Here is a 15494-nt window from a genome sequence, read left to right on the forward strand (position 1 = left end):
CTGTCCGCGTTTGGAATCGGGGAGCCACCGCAATGCCCCAGCCCGGCCCGCTGTCCGGCCTGCTGACCGCCGTCCTGCCCGACAAGGCGCTGCGCGCCCTCGCCGACTCGGTCGGCGTGCCCGACCTCGAACTGGAAGGACCGCCGGCGGCCCGGCCGCTGGTCGCGGCGGCCCTGGCGAACCACGCGCCCGTGCTCGCGGTCACCGCGACCGGCCGTGAGGCGGACGACCTCAAGGCCGTGCTGTGCGACCTCATCGGCGCCGAGCAGGTGGCGCTGTTCCCGTCCTGGGAGACGCTGCCGCACGAGCGGCTGTCACCGAGGGCGGACACGGTCGGCGCCCGGCTGGAGGTGCTGCGCCGGCTGGCCCACCCGGACGGCAACCCGCTCAAGGTCGTCATCACCACGGTCCGCAGCCTGATCCAGCCGATGGCGCCCGGCCTGGGCGAGCTGAAGCCGGTGCGCCTGGCGGTCGGCTCGGAGCACGACTTCGAGGCGCTGCTGGTCAACCTGACCGAGATCGCCTACACCCGCGTCGACATGGTCGAGAAGCGCGGCGAGTTCGCCGTCCGCGGCGGCATCCTGGACATCTTCCCGCCGACCGCCGAGCACCCGCTGCGGGTCGAGTTCTGGGGCGACGAGGTCAGCGAGATCCGCCCGTTCGCGGTCGCCGACCAGCGGTCGCTGCCGCAGGAGGTCGACGGGTTCGTCGCGCCGCCGTGCCGCGAGCTGCTGCTGACCGCGGACGTCAGGGCCAAGGCGGCGGCGCTGGCCGAGCGGCACACGGCCGACGCCCACCTGAGCGAGCTGCTGACCAAGATCGCCGAGGGCATCCCGGCGGAGGGCATGGAAGCCCTCATCCCGGCCCTGTGCGAGGGCGAGCTGCAACTGCTCACCGACGTCGTCCCCGAGGGCACGCACGTCGTGCTGAACGACCCGGAGAAGATCCGGGCCCGCGCCGCGGACCTCGTGCGCACCGGCCAGGAGTTCCTGGAAGCGTCCTGGATGGCCGCGGCGGGCGGCGGGCAGAGCCCCATCGACCTGGACTCCAGCGCCTACCACGGCCTGGCCGACGTGGCGCAGTCCGCGCGGGCGCAGGGCCGCCCCTGGTGGACGCTCAGCCGGCTCACCACCGAGGGCGAGGACGTCGTCCGGCTGGAGCTCAAGCAGGTCGAGGCCTACCAGGGCGACATCGACCGGGCGTTCGCCGACCTGCGCGCGCACACCGTCTCCGGCGGCACGGCGGTGCTCGTCGTCCCCGGCGCGGGCACGGCCCAGCGCGCCACCGAGCAGCTGCGCGAAGCCGACGTGACCGTCGTGCTCCGCGAGACCCTGGACACCGCGCCGCGCAAGGGCGCGGTCACGGTCGTGCGGGGCGCGCTGGAGGACGGCTTCTCGCTGCCCGAGCTGGCCCTGGTCGTGCTCACCGAGACCGACCTCACCGGCGGGCGGCACGGCACGTCCACCAAGGACATGCGCCGCATGCCCAGCCGCCGCCGCAACGCGGTCGACCCGCTGGCCCTGCGGCCCGGCGACTACGTGGTGCACGAGCAGCACGGCATCGGCAAGTACGTCGAGATGGTGCAGCGCACGACCAAGGACACCGCCGGCAACACCGCGACCCGCGAGTACCTGGTCCTGGAGTACGGCTCCAGCAAGCGCGGCCAGCCCGGCGACCGGCTGTTCGTGCCGACCGACCAGCTCGACGAGGTGTCCCGCTACGTCGGCGGCGAGCTGCCCACGCTGAACAAGCTGGGCGGCAGCGACTGGAAGAACACCAAAGCCAAGGCCAAGAAGGCGGTCAAGCAGATCGCCGCCGAGCTGGTCCAGCTCTACGCCGCGCGCCAGGCCGCGCCCGGTCACGCGTTCGCGCCGGACACGCCGTGGCAGCGCGAGCTGGAGGACGCGTTCCCGTTCACCGAGACGATCGACCAGATGGCGGCGATCGACGAGGTCAAGGCCGACATGCAGCGCACCGTCCCGATGGACCGGGTGATCTGCGGCGACGTCGGCTACGGCAAGACCGAGATCGCGGTGCGGGCGGCGTTCAAGGCGGTGCAGGACGGCAAGCAGGTCGTGGTGCTCGTGCCGACCACGCTGCTCGCCCAGCAGCACCTGAACACGTTCAGCGAGCGCATGCGGGCGTTCCCGGTGAACATCAAGGGCCTGTCCCGGTTCACCGACCCGCAGGAGGCCGAGCAGACGATCGCCGGCCTGGCCGACGGCGAGGTGGACATCGTCATCGGCACGCACCGGCTGCTGCAGAAGAGCCTGCGCTACAAAGACCTCGGCCTGGTGATCGTGGACGAGGAGCAGCGGTTCGGCGTCGAGCACAAGGAGCACATCAAGGCGCTGCGCACGCACGTGGACGTGCTCACGATGTCCGCCACGCCGATCCCGCGCACCCTGGAGATGTCGCTGGCGGGCATCCGGGAGATGTCCACCATCCTCACCCCGCCCGAGGAGCGGCACCCGATCCTGACCTACGTCGGCGGGTACGACGACAAGCAGGTCGCCGCCGCGATCCGCCGCGAGCTGCTGCGCGACGGCCAGGTGTTCTACGTGCACAACCGCGTGTCCTCGATCGAACGCGCCGCGCGGCACCTGCGCGAGCTGGTCCCCGAGGCCCGCGTGATCACCGCGCACGGCCAGATGAACGAGGACAAGCTGGAGAAGATCATCCAGGGCTTCTGGGAGAACGAGTACGACGTGCTCGTGTGCACCACGATCGTCGAGACCGGCCTGGACATCTCCAACGCCAACACGCTCATCGTGGAGCGCGGCGACCTGCTCGGCCTGGCCCAGCTGCACCAGCTGCGCGGGCGCGTCGGCCGCGGCCGGGAACGCGGCTACGCCTACTTCCTCTACCCGCCCGAGGCGCCGCTGACCGAGACCGCGCACGACCGGCTGGCCACGATCGCGCAGAACACCGAGCTGGGCGCGGGCATGGCGGTGGCCATGAAGGACCTGGAGATCCGCGGCGCGGGCAACATCCTCGGCGCCGAGCAGTCCGGGCACATCGCGGGCGTCGGGTTCGACCTGTACGTGCGGCTGGTCGGCGAGGCCGTGGAGGCGTTCCGCAAGCACGCGGGCGCGGACGGCGAGGTCGAGGAGGACCTGGCCGAGGTCCGCGTCGACCTGCCCGTGGACGCGCACATCCCGCACGACTACGTGCCCGGCGAGCGGCTCCGGCTGGAGGCGTACCGCAAGATCGCCGCGGCGAGCGACGCCGAGGCGTTGCAGAGCGTGTGGGACGAGCTGAAGGACCGCTACGGCACGCCGCCGCTGCCGGTGGAACGGCTGCTCGCGGTGGCCAGGTTCCGGCAGACGTGCCGCGCGCACGGCGTGACGGAGGTCGCCACCCAGGGCGCCACGATCCGCTTCGCGCCGCTGGAGCTGAAGGACAGCCAGCTGGTGCGGCTGCGCCGGCTGTTCCCGAAGGCGGTCCACAAGCAGGCCGCGCGCACGGTCAGCGTGCTGCGTCCGACCGAGGGAGCGGCCGGCGGCCGGATGGGCGCACCCCAGTTGCGCGACCAGGAGCTGCTGGATTGGTGCGCGCACTTCCTGGAATCCTTGGCGGGGACTCCCGTGAGCGGCGTCACGAGGACGTGAGAAGGTACTGGTCGTGAGGACTGTGCAGAGGCGCTTCACCCTGATCGGCGCGGCTGTCGCTTCGGTGGCTGTGCTGGTGGCCGGCTGCGGCACCGGGCCGAGTCACGTCGGCTCGGCCGCGATCGTCGGCGACACCGTGCTGCCGCTGGAGCAGGTGCAGCAGCGGCTGGACATCGTGCTCAAGAAGGAGCCCGAGGCCCAGAAGCTGCACGACCAGCGCAAACTCGACCAGGTCGCGCGGCAGCTGGTAACCCTGGGCGTGCAGCACGAGCTGATCGAGCAGGCGGCCCGGCGCGAGGGCGTGTCCGTGTCCGAGGAGGCCGTGACCGAGTCGGTCGAGCAGGCCGGCGGCGCGGAACTGGCCTCGCAGAACACGGTGTACGACCCGGCGACGTTCCGCGAGCGGGCCCGCGACCAGCTGCTGGCGGTCGAGCTGGCGCGCAAGTACGTCGACCGGATGGAAGTCACGTTCGACTACTTCTTCACCAAGGACAACGCCGAGGCCGTCGAGAAGGCCAAGCAGGTCGCGGCGGACCCGGCGAAGATGGCCGAGTTCGTGGCCGCCGCGCCGCAGGGCGTCGACGGCCGGAAGCTGTCCAACGAAGGCGAGCGGGTGCGGTCGGCCGAGTCGCCGCAGGCCGCGCAGTCGCCGCTGTTCGGCGTGCCGGCCGGCACCGTGGTGGCGTTCGCGCCGGACCCGAGCAGCGCGCAGTGGATCGTGGCGTACGTGACCGACCGCAAGACCGACGTGCGGTCGTCCGGCGACTCGTCCACCGAGCAGCTGACGCCGCAGCTGCTGGAGCAGATCGGGCTGCGGCTGGTCTACACGCTGGCCGGTGAGCCCGAGATCCAGGTCAACCCGCGGTACGGGCTGTGGGACGGCGCCGCCATCTCGCTCGCGCCGAGCGAGGGCGAGTTGAGCGGCTACCAGGCGACGGTGCGGCAGAAGTCGCCGTGACCGTTGTCGTCGTAGGCACCACCCCGGTTCTGCCCGCCGCCGCGCTACCCGCATTGCGGGGCGCGGCGGTGGTGTACGCGGGGGAGGGCGTGGACGCCGCGGCGTGGTCGGCGGTGCCGGTGTCGGAGTTCGCGGCGGGGCCCTCGGTCGTGTTGATCACGACGGACCCGGGCGAGCCGGCGGCGGTGGAGCTGATCTCGGCGGGGTCCGAGGTGATCCGGACGCCCGGCGCGCCGGTGCTGGACGCGGTGGCCGTGATGGACCGGCTGCGCTCGCCCGGCGGGTGCCCGTGGGACGCCGAGCAGGACCACAAGTCGTTGCGGCAGTACCTGGTCGAGGAGACCTACGAGCTGCTGGAAGCCATCGAGGACGGCGACCGGGCGGCGTTGCGGGAAGAGCTCGGCGACGTGCTGCTGCAGGTGCTGTTCCACGCGCGGATCGCGGCGGAGGACGCCGAGGACCCGTTCGGGATCGACGAGGTGGCGGGCGACCTGGTGGCGAAGCTGGTCGGGCGGCATCCGCACGTGTTCTCCGGCGGGGATCCGGCGGTGCGTGACGCGGCCTCGCAGGAGCACCGGTGGGAAGAGCTCAAGCAGGTCGAGAAGCGGCGCGAGTCGAGTGTCGACGGGGTGGCGACCGGGCAGCCCGCGGTGGCGTTGGCGGGGAAGCTGGCGCAGCGGGTGGCGAGGGCCGGGTTCCCGGTGGACCTGCTGCCGGAGGGTGACGGGACCGGGGAGACGTTGTTCGTGGTCGCGGCGTTGGCGAAGTTGGCCGGGGAGGATCCGGAGACGGAGTTGCGGGCGGTGGCGCGGAGGTTCGAGGCGCGGGTGCGGGCGGCTGAGCGGTCGGCGCGGGCGGTGGGGGTGGGGAAGTTGAGGGCTGAGGATTGGCGTGCGCACTGGGGTGGTTGAGGGGTGGCTCGGTGGTTGGGTGAGGCTCGGTGGTTGGGTCAGGCTCGGTGGTTGGGGCAGGCTCGATTTGACATGGGGCCCCTTACGGGTACTCCAGGCAGGCCAAAGCCGGGCAGGCCTGGCGGATGAAGCGCCCGCCAAGCCTGCCCGGCTTCGACCAGCCTAAAGCACCCGAACCCCAGGTAAAATCGGGCCTTTTGCGGTCGGCTGCGGGTCCGCTGTGGGCAGGAGAGTCTGCTGAGCTCGGAGGGCGGCGGCGGGTCAGTTGTGGGTGTGAAGTTCGGTCGGTCAGTTCGCGGGTCTTGGTTGGTCGGTTAGCCGGTCCGATATGGTCGAAGAGGTGACCGAGGCCTACCTCCGCTTCCCGCATTTGCACGGCAACCTGGTGACCTTCGTAGCCGAAGACGATGTGTGGCTCGCCCCGCTCGACGGTGGTCGGGCTTGGCGGGTTACCGCTGATCAGGTGCCTGTGTCCTTCCCCCGCTTCGACCCGACGGGGACCTTGTTGGCCTGGACCAGTCGGCGTGACGGTGCGCCCGAGGTCCACTTGGCGCCGGTCGAGGGTGGTGAGGCGAAGCGGCTCACGTACTGGGGTGACTACACGACCGGTGTGCGTGGGTGGACGGCTGGGGGTGAGGTCGTGGCCGTCACGTCGGCCGGGCAGGCGACGTCGAACCGGCAGTGGGCGCACGCGGTGCCAACGGATGGTGGGCCGGGGCGGCGGTTGCCGTTCGGGTGGGTGGACGACGTGTCGTTCGGGGCGGCCGGGCAGGTGGTCGTGACCTCCGTGTACGGGCGGGATCCGGCCTGGTGGAAGCGGTATCGCGGTGGGGCGGCGGCCAAGTTGTGGGTCGACGTGAACGGTGATGGGGAGTTCGTGCGGATCCTGTCCGAGTTGACGTCCTCGTTGACGTCGCCGATGTGGATCGGTGACAGGATCGCGTTCTTGTCCGACCACGACGGGGTCGGGAGCCTGTACTCGGTGGCGGCGGACGGGTCGGACCTGCGGCGGCACACCGAGCAGGAGTTCTACGCGCGGGTCGCGTCCGGTGACGGTGAGCGGATCGTCTGGCAGCACGCGGGTGAGTTGTGGGTGCTCGACGACCTCGACGGTGCGCAACCCCGGCGGTTGGACGTCAGGCTCGGTGGTCCCCGGACGGCGCGGAGGCCGCGGCCCGTGTCGTCGCGGCCGGACGACTTCCACCCGGACAAGACGGGGCGCGCGAGCGTGGTCGAGGTGCGCGGCACGGTGCATTGGGTGACGCACCGGGACGGGCCGGTGCGGGCGTTGGCCGAGCAGCCCGGTGTGCGGGCACGGCTGCCGCGCGTGGTCGGCGACAACGTGGTGTGGGTGACCGACGCGGACGGCGAGGAGGGCTTGGAGTTCTCGCCGATCGGTGGTGTCGAGCCGGGCAACGAGCCGCGTCGGGTGGCGGTCGGCAAGCTGGGGCGGGTGCTGGAGCTGGCCGTCTCGCCGGACGGGCGGCGGTTGGCCGTGGCCACCCACGACGGGCGGCTGCTGTTGGTCGAGGTGGAGTCCGGTGAGGTGCGCGAGGTGCTGAAGGGGGCTAACCCGCACGTCAGCGACCTGGCGTTCGCGCCGGACTCGAACTGGTTGGCGTGGTCGCACCCCGGTCCGCGACCGTTGCAGCACATCCGGATGACGAACACGACGGACCTGTCGGTGGTGGACGTGACGCCGCTGCGGTTCTCCGACTTCTCGCCGACGTTCACCGAGGACGGCCGGTACCTGGCGTTCCTGTCGGTGCGCAGCTTCGACCCCGTGTACGACGCGCACGTGTTCGACCTGTCGTTCCCGACCGGCTGCCGGCCCTACCTGCTGCCGCTGGCCGCGACCACGCCGTCGCCGTTCGACCCGCTGCGCCTGGGCCGGTCGGTCGGCGACGACTCGTCGGACAAGGACAAGGACAAGGACGAGGAGAACCCGATCACGGTCGTCGACCTGGACGGGTTGGCCGACCGGGTGGTGACGGTGCCGGTCGCGGCAGCCCGCTACGCCGGGTTGACCGCGGCCAAGGGTGGGCTGCTGTGGCTGCGGTCGCCGTTGCGGGGGGTGCTGGGCGACAACCTGGCCGGCCCGTCCGCCCGGCCGCCGCGGGCCGTGCTGGAGCGGTTCGACCTGGCCAAGTCGCGCACCGACACGCTGGTGGACGGCGTGGACGCGTTCGAGGTCACCGGTGACGGGCAGCGGATGGTCGTGCAGGACGGCGGTGACCTGCGGGTCGTGCCCACGGACCGGAAGGTCGACTCCGACGAACACGACTCGGTGGACGTGGACCTCTCGCGGGTGCGGGTGGTGGTCGACCGGGCCGCCGAGTGGCGGCAGGCCTACGCGGAGGCCGGGCGGCTGATGCGGGACCACTTCTGGCGCACCGACATGGGCGGCGTGGACTGGGCGGGCGTGCTGGAGCGGTACCGGCCGCTGGTGGACCGGCTGGGCAGCTACAGCGACCTGGTGGACCTGCTCTGGGAGGTGCAGGGCGAGCTGGGGACGTCGCACGCCTACGTGATCCCCTCGGGCGGGTCGCGCGGGCGCGCGGTGGGGTTGCTGGGCGCCGACCTGGAGCGGGACGAGGCGGGCGCGTGGCGGGTCGTGCGGGTGATCCCGGGCGAGACGTCGGACCCGGCGGCGCGGTCGCCGTTGGCCGCACCGGGGGTCGCGGTGCGGGCCGGTGACGCGATCCTGGCGGTCGACGGGCGGCAGGTGGACCCGTTGACCGGGCCCGCGCCGCTGCTCGTCGGCACGGCGGGCAAGCCCGTGGAGCTGACCGTGCGGCCGGGTGGTGGCGGCGAGCCGCGCCGGGTCGTGGTGGTGCCGCTGGAGGACGACGAGCCGCTGCGCTACCACGCGTGGGTGGCCGACCGGCGGGCACGCGTGCACGAGCTGACCGAGGGGCGGGTCGGGTACCTGCACGTGCCGGACATGATGGGCGCGGGCTGGGCGCAGCTGCACCGCGACCTGCGGGTGGAGCTGGCGCGCGAGGCCGTGGTGCTGGACGTGCGGGAGAACGGCGGCGGGCACACGTCCGAGCTGGTGGTGGAGAAGCTGGGGCGCAAGATCATCGGCTGGTCGGTGGCGCGCGGGTACACCACGGCGGACAGCTACCCCGGTGACGCGCCGCGCGGGCCGGTGGTCGCGATCGCGGACGAGTTCGCCGGGTCCGACGGCGACATCGTGAACGTGGCGATCAAGGAGATGGGCATCGGGCCGGTCGTCGGCACCCGCACGTGGGGCGGGGTGATCGGCATCGACATGCAGTACCACCTGGTGGACGGCACGTTGGTGACGCAGCCGCGCTACGCCACGTGGTTCGCCGGGCCGGGGTGGGGCGTGGAGAACCACGGCGTCGACCCGGACGTCGAGGTGGTCGTCACGCCGCAGGACAGGGTGGCCGGGCGCGACCCGCAGTTGGACACGGCGGTCCGGCTGGCCCTGGAGGCGTTGGAGACGAGGCCGGCGGCCGTTCCGCCGCAGCTCCCGCCCCTCACCTGATCGAGTCCACCCGGGCGTGTGACGTCGCGGTGCTTGCGGCCGGTGGTCCCGAACCGACCAATGGGTACCACGCAAGATCACGTCCGGGGGGTTCGGTTTCGTTGAGTCATCGTGCGGTGCCGCGCGGCGGGCGAGGGTGCCTGCCGGCGGTAGTACTGCTGCCCATGGCGGCGGCGGGCGGGCTGGCCGCCCTGGTCCTGACCTTCGGCCACCCCGCCCCACCACCATCCCCTCAAACACCACCCCGACCAGCACCGACAACCGCATCCCGGATCCACCAGCCGCCCCCGCCGGCCCCGCAAGCCCAACCGGCCCACCAAGCCCTGGCGACCTCCCGAACCCCACCCCCACCCCTCCTCGTGCCCCTGCCCACCTCACCCGCGCCCACCGATCGCCCGATCCCATCCCGCCAACCGGCACCGGCCGCCCCACCTCCCGACTCACCACCACCCACCCCCACCGCCAACGCCAGGGCCAACCCACTCCCCACCACCCGCTCCCGCACCACCACCCCAACCCCAACCCCGACCACCCCACCCACCACAGCGCCCACCTCACCCACCACGCCGTCACCGCCTCCCACCACGCCGTCACCGACTCCCACCACACCCGCGGCCACCACCGTGCCGCCCACCCCGCCCAGCCCCTGACACCCGCGCGTGTCGAACGCTCAGGTCCCGCGTGTCCTACGTTCGGAACGCGCGTGTCCTACGTTCAGGACCCCCGAATTCAACGTTCAGGACAGCCCGGTCGGAATGGCGCTGGTGGTAGGGGGTCCGGCCGGCCGGTTCCGGATTGGTCGGGGCGAGGACGCTCGGGCACCCGTGTTCAGCACGTAGCCTGGGGCGGTGGTCGTCCCGCCGCCGTCCAAGACCGAGCCCCGCCCTCCGTCGCGTGGCAGTGCCGGCAACCTCGTCGGACGCCTCGCGCTGGTGCTCCTGCTGCTGGTCGTCGTGGCGGGGGGAGCCTGGGCCCTGAGCACGTTCAACCGGTCCGCGCCCCGGCCCGCCGCCGATCCGCCGTTCCCGGTGCCGTTCCTGGAGGTCCAGCCGGGTGCGGCGGCCCCGGGGTCGGCGGGCGCGGTGCCGTCGAACGGTGAACCGCAGCCCGCCGCGGCGGACCCCTTGATCGCCTGGGCGGCGGCGTTGTCGGAGAAGACCGACGTCCCGGCACGGGCACTGCGCGCGTACGCGGTCGCCGACCTGGTCATGCGGTCGCAGAACCCGGCCTGCCGGGTGTCCTGGGCGACGCTGGCCGGCATCGGCCGGATCGAGTCGCACCACGGCACGATCGGCGGCCTGCGGCTGGGCGAGGACGGTCGGCCGTCGCGCCCCATCATCGGCATCCCGCTGGACGGCTCACCCGGCGTGAAGGCGATCGCGGACAGTGACGGCGGTGTCCTCGACGGTGACACGAAGTGGGACCGGGCGGTCGGTCCGATGCAGTTCATCCCGACCACGTGGGCCCGGTACGCGGTGCGCGCCAACGGCGACGGCCAGGCGCCCGACCCGCAGAACATCGACGACGCCGCCCTCGCCGCCGCCCGCTACCTCTGCTCGGGCGGACGTGACCTGGGCACCGGCGCCGGCTGGTGGGCCGCCGTGCTGGACTACAACAACTCGACCGAGTACGGCCAGAACGTCTACAGCGGCGCCGACGCCTACGCCCGCGCCAGCCTCGGCTAACGCACGAGCAGACCGTCCAAGTCGCCTTGCACGCGGTCGGCGTCCGAGGTGCGCTCCTGCGCCCGGAACAGCCGCAGCGCCTCCTGCCAGGCGTCACGGGCGTCCGCGTGACGACCCAGCGCGGCGTGCGACGCGCCGAGGTGGTCGAGCGTGTCGGCCTCGGCGTAGCTGTACCCGACGTCCCGGTACAGGACCAGCGCCTGCTCGTAGTGGTCGACCGCGGCCCGGTAGTCGCCCAGCCGGTGGTGGATGTAGCCGAGGCTGTCCAGCGTGTGCGCCGCCCCGTACCGGTGGTCCAGCCCGCGTTGCAGCACGAGCGCCGCCTCGCAGTGCGACCGCGCCTCCTCGTACCGGCCCAGCCGCGCCAGGTACCAGCCGACGTTGTTCAACGACCCCGCCTCGCGCACCCGGTCGTCCAACGCCGTGTGCAGTTCCAGCGCGCGCACGGCGTGCTCCAACGCCCGCACGTCCTCGCCGCTCAGCTCCCACGCCCACGCCAACGCCTGGTGTGCCAACGCGAGGTTGGCCCGGTCGCCGATCCGCTCGCTCAGCACCCGTGCCTGCTCCAGGTGCAGCAGCGCCTCCTCGTGCCGGTGCACCTTGATCTGCGCCCGCCCCAGGAACCGGTGGCTCAACGCCTGCGCCATCGGGTCGCCGAGGTGGTCCGCCGCGACCAGCGCGACCCGCCACGACTCCAGGTCGTCGTACAGGTGTCCGCGCCAGTGGTGGAACGTCTTCAACGTCCACGCCAGCCGCCACACGACCTCGTGCCAGCCGTGCGCCGCGGCGGCGTGCTGAGTGGCCAGCAGGGACGCGTGCTCGGCCTCGAACCACGCCAACGCATCCGCCCGCGACCCGAGGGGCTGTCCGGCGGACCGGTCGAGCGTGAACGGCGAGGTCCCCGGCTCCAGCAGCGCGTCACCGGTCCGGGCGGTGTGCAGGTAGAAGTCGGCGAGCCGGCGCAGCGCGGCGTCCTGGTCGCTCGGTGACAGGTGGGCGGGCGAGGTGTCGGTGGCGTAGCGGCGGATCAGGTCGTGCATGCGGTAGCGGCCGGCGCGGTCGCGGGTCAGCAGGGACACCTGCTCCAACGCCCGCAGCGCCGCCCGCGCGCTGGCCGCGGGCATTCCGGTCAGCGCCGCGGCGGCGGCGAGGCTCAGGTCCGGCCCGGGCGCGGTGCCCAGCAGCCCGAACACCGCCGCCTGTTCCGTCGTCAACGCCCGGTGCGACCACGACAGCACCGTGGACAGGCTCGCAGTGGGGTCGTCGTCGTGCAGCGCGCCGTCCCGCAGTTCGGCCGCCAACGCCGACAGCGACAGCTCCGGCCACGTGTGCGCCCACCCGGCGATGATGCTCAGCACCAGCGGGAACCCGCCGCCCAGCGCCGTCAGCTCGGCCACCGCGGCCGGTTCGGCGGCCACCTGGGACGTGCCCAGCCGGCGGGTCAGCAGCTCGCGCGCCTCGCCATCGGACAGCACGTCCAGCGCGAGGTGCCGGGCGCCGTGGCCGGTGATCACGCCCGCCGGCCTGCTGCGGCTGGTCACCACGACCGTGCACGTCCCGCCGCCGGGCAGCAGCGGCTCGACCTGCGCGGCGTCCAGGGCGTTGTCCAGCACCACCAGCATCCGCCGGTCCGCGACCAGGCTCCGGTACAGCGCGGCCTGCGCGTGCGCGTCCGAGGGCACCCGGCTCGGCTCGACGCCCAGCGCGGTCAGGAACCCGCGGACCGCGACGGCCGGGTCCATCGGCGTGCTGTCCGGGCTGAACCCGCGCAGGTCGACGAAGAGCTGGCCATCGGGGAACCGGTCGAGGTGCCGGTAGGCCCAGCTCACGGCCAGCGACGTCTTGCCGATGCCGCCGGGGCCGCCGATGGTGGAGATCGCGCCCGGCCTGGCGTCCAGGGCGTCCAGCTCGGCGCTGCGCCCGGCGAACGACGTCGGCAGCGCGGGCAGCTGGCGCGGCACCGGCGTGGGTGCGGTCGCGGTCGGGGTGAGCGAGGGCGCGGAGGTGAGGATCTGCCGGTGCAGGGACCGCAGCGACGGGCCGGGGTCGGCGCCGAACTCGTCGGCCAGGCGGGTGCGGACCCGGTCGAACTCGGTCAACGCGTCCGCCTGCCGCCCCGCCCGGTAGAGGGCGAGCATGTACTGGGCGGCGACCCGTTCGTCCAACGGGTGCTCGGTGGCCCGTGCGCGCAGCGTCGGCAGGAGCGCGGCGTGCCCGCCCCGGCGCAGCTCGACGTCGATCCGGTCGGCCTCGGCGCCGAACCGGTCCTGGTCGAGGACTTGGCGCACGGTGTCGAGCCAGGGGGTGTCCAGGCCCGCGAACGCCTCGCCCCGCCACAGCCCGAGCGCCTGCTCGAACGTGGCCGCGGCGTGCTCGTCGTCGGTGGCGGCGCGGGCGTCGTCGACCAGGCGGTGGAACCGGTGCACGTCCACCGAGTCGGGGTCGACGTGCAGGACGTAGCCGCCGGACCGGCGTTCGACCGCGATGCCGGCCTCGGCCAGGGGACGGCGCAGGCGGGAGACGTAGTTGCGGACGACGTCACGGGCGCGGTGAGGCACGTGCTGCGCCCACACGCGGTCCAGCAGCCGGTCGACCGTGACCACCCGGTTGGCGTCCATGACCAACGCGACCAGCACCGACCTCTGCCGCGCGTGCCCGACCTCCACCCGGAAGCCGCGCACGCGGAGTTCGACCTCGCCGAGCACCCGCAACTCCGCCGTCACCCGCTCAACCCCCGTGCCCGCACCTTCCGCTTGACTCTTGGAATCGCTGTGATCAGCGGATTCCACGTTTTCGGCGTGTTCACCCACCGACGATGCCGAATGCTTGTCTCCGGTGGCGGCTCCACCGGGGGGTGAGCCGCCACCCTCACACCCCGACCGCGCCCACGCCAGCCCTGTCCACAACCTGTCCACAGCCGACGTCCGAGCCGCCGAAATTGTCGGACCCGGCCGGCAAAATAAAGACAGGGGTCCCCTGGAGGGGACTCCTGCGAAGCACGCCTGGGCGCCGAAGAGCGGCACACGCGCGCCGATCGTCCCACGCCGACCGAGGTCCGCCGACGTGCCGGGAAGTGACCGAGCCGGGCCCGCCGACCCTGCCGGGAGGTGACCGAGCAGGCCCGGAGGCGACCGAGCTGGCCCGGAAGTGACCGAGTCGGCCCAGAAGTGACCGAGTCGGCCCGGAAGCCACCGAGCGGGAGGCCACCGAGCGGGGAGGCTCTGAGCCGGTCAAGCGTCGGCGGCACCGCCCGGGAACCGGTGCGGTCGAGGGTCCACGTTCAGGCCCAGGTCCGGCTGGCCCAGCCAGTCCAGCTCGACCCCGGCCGCCTCCGCCCGTGCCGCCAAGTCCAGCTTCACCCGGTACACGCTGAGCAGCAGCGCCTGCAGCGAGTCCACGCCGAACGAGGCGCCGACCGCCTCGTCACCCAGCCCGACGACCTGGTGCGGGCAGCACCAGTCGCCGTTCGGGCTCAGCGGGTCGGGGTGGGGCGTGCCGATCCTGATCACGACCGGCGCGCGGGTGCCGTCACCGGCGACGGCTTCCACCCGGCGGTCGGCGACCACCGCACCGAGTTCGTAGGCGGTCATCGGTCGCGCTCGACCGCCAACCGGGCGCTGACCTCGCCCAACGCCTCCTGGTACTCCGGTGACGGGTTCATCGCCGCCGCGATCCGCAACTGCGTCAACGCCTCGGTCAACCGGCTCTGCCGCTGCAGCGTCCGACCCAGCGCGAACCGCGCGTAGTGGTCGCTCGGGTCGATCTCCAGCACCTTCCGGAACGCCGCCTCGGCACGGTTGAGCTGGGCCGAACCCAGGTAGGCCCGACCCGCGAGCAGCTGGACGCTGGCCCGTTCCGGCGCCGCTTCGAGCACGACCCGCAGCTCGCGCAGCGCCTCCAGCGGTCGGCGTTCCGCGAGCAGCGCCTCGGCTCGGCGGAACGCCTCGAAGGTGCTGTCGGTCATGGTTCGATCAACGCTACCCGGCCATCCGGCCGCCGTACGACAGCCGACCGGATGACGGGATCGGTGTGTCACGCGACGAGAGCGGCGTGCAGCCGGTCGAGCACCGGCTTGATCGACGACGGTTGCTCCACGTGGGCGTTGTGACCCACCCCTGGCAGCACGATTCCACCCGCCTGCGCCGCGCGCAGGTGCTCCGGCGGGCACATGGGGTCGGCCTCGCCGGCCGCCAGCACGACCGGTGCCTTGGCCACCGCCAGCAGCCCCGCCACGTCCGGCGCACCGACCCCGAACGCCGCCGGGTCCAGCGCCGCCCGCCACCCGCCGTCGACCTCGACCACGCCGTCGTCCAGCGGCACGCCGGCCAGCTTCGACGCCCACGCCGCCGCCTCCTCGCGGGTCGGGAACACCCGCGCGGGCTTCGCCGCCAGCGAAGCCGCCCGTGCCAGTTCCTCGTCGGTCCACCGCAGCTTGATCCCGAGCCCGCCGACTGCCCGCACGTCCACCCCGAACCAGCCGCCGGCCAGCGTCAACGCCACCACGCCGCCCAGCGAGTGCCCCAGCACCGCCACCGGCCCCGAGCCGACGACGGCCGCCACCGAAGCGGCCAGCGACCCGAACGAGTACCGCGGCAGCGGAGCGGACCGACCGTGGCCGGGCAGGTCGACCGCCAACCACGACCCGGGCCACGAACCCGCAGCTCCGCGCCACACCGACCCCGTCGCGCCGAGCCCGTGCAGCAGCACCAGCAGCGGCCCGTCCCCACCCCGTGCCACGTGAACCACCGGTGAACCCCTTCCGGCCAGTGCCCCAACAGGCGAGCCGGGGCCGTCCCACACCTTGCACCAACTAGG

General features: G+C 73.1%; 9 protein-coding genes. 5 read left to right on the top strand and 4 right to left on the bottom strand.

Going from position 1 to position 15494, the window contains the following annotated elements:
- Positions 1–32 precede the first annotated feature (32 nt).
- The 5 genes from mfd (at position 33) to B0I31_RS22255 (ending at position 10679) form a co-directional block, all read left to right on the top strand.
- Complete coding sequence (gene mfd / locus B0I31_RS22235; RefSeq protein ID WP_181320282.1) at positions 33–3611, top strand: transcription-repair coupling factor; 3579 nt, start codon at positions 33–35, stop codon at positions 3609–3611.
- Between the two features lie 13 nt (positions 3612–3624).
- Positions 3625–4569, top strand: a complete 945-nt coding sequence (locus tag B0I31_RS22240) for a SurA N-terminal domain-containing protein (protein WP_106617293.1) — start codon at positions 3625–3627, stop codon at positions 4567–4569.
- The gene (locus B0I31_RS22245; RefSeq protein WP_106617294.1) at positions 4566–5480 is read left to right on the top strand and encodes a nucleoside triphosphate pyrophosphohydrolase; all 915 of its coding nucleotides are present in this window, start codon (positions 4566–4568) and stop codon (positions 5478–5480) included. The genes B0I31_RS22240 and B0I31_RS22245 overlap by 4 nt, the downstream gene beginning before the upstream one ends.
- Positions 5481–5808: 328 nt before the next feature.
- Positions 5809–8994 carry a S41 family peptidase gene (locus tag B0I31_RS22250; protein WP_106617295.1) on the top strand — a complete coding sequence of 1062 codons (3186 nt, stop codon included), beginning with the start codon at positions 5809–5811 and terminating at the stop codon, positions 8992–8994.
- An 848-nt stretch (positions 8995–9842) separates the two neighbouring features.
- Positions 9843–10679: a lytic transglycosylase domain-containing protein gene (locus tag B0I31_RS22255; protein WP_106617296.1), complete on the top strand. Its 837-nt coding sequence runs from the start codon at positions 9843–9845 to the stop codon at positions 10677–10679.
- Here the strand turns inward: B0I31_RS22255 and B0I31_RS22260 are convergent.
- The 4 genes from B0I31_RS22260 to B0I31_RS22275 all read right to left on the bottom strand — a co-directional run bounded on the left by B0I31_RS22260 (position 10676) and on the right by B0I31_RS22275 (position 15425).
- Positions 10676–13402, bottom strand: coding sequence for an AfsR/SARP family transcriptional regulator (locus B0I31_RS22260; protein WP_106617297.1), 2727 nt, complete (start codon positions 13400–13402; stop codon positions 10676–10678). The genes B0I31_RS22255 and B0I31_RS22260 overlap by 4 nt on opposite strands.
- A 507-nt stretch (positions 13403–13909) precedes the next feature.
- Positions 13910–14269: a DUF6968 family protein gene (locus tag B0I31_RS22265; protein ID WP_106617298.1), complete on the bottom strand. Its 360-nt coding sequence runs from the start codon at positions 14267–14269 to the stop codon at positions 13910–13912.
- Positions 14266–14643, bottom strand: coding sequence for a tetratricopeptide repeat protein (locus B0I31_RS22270; RefSeq protein WP_073895688.1), 378 nt, complete (start codon positions 14641–14643; stop codon positions 14266–14268). The genes B0I31_RS22265 and B0I31_RS22270 overlap by 4 nt, the downstream gene beginning before the upstream one ends.
- Positions 14644–14711: 68 nt before the next feature.
- Entirely contained in the window at positions 14712–15425 is a 714-nt protein-coding gene (locus tag B0I31_RS22275; protein WP_245950237.1) for an alpha/beta fold hydrolase, read from the bottom strand.
- Positions 15426–15494: the final 69 nt, after the last annotated feature.

Origin of the sequence: Saccharothrix carnea (genome assembly GCF_003014735.1) — a bacterium.
GTDB classification, from domain to species: Bacteria; Actinomycetota; Actinomycetes; order Mycobacteriales; family Pseudonocardiaceae; genus Actinosynnema; species Actinosynnema carneum.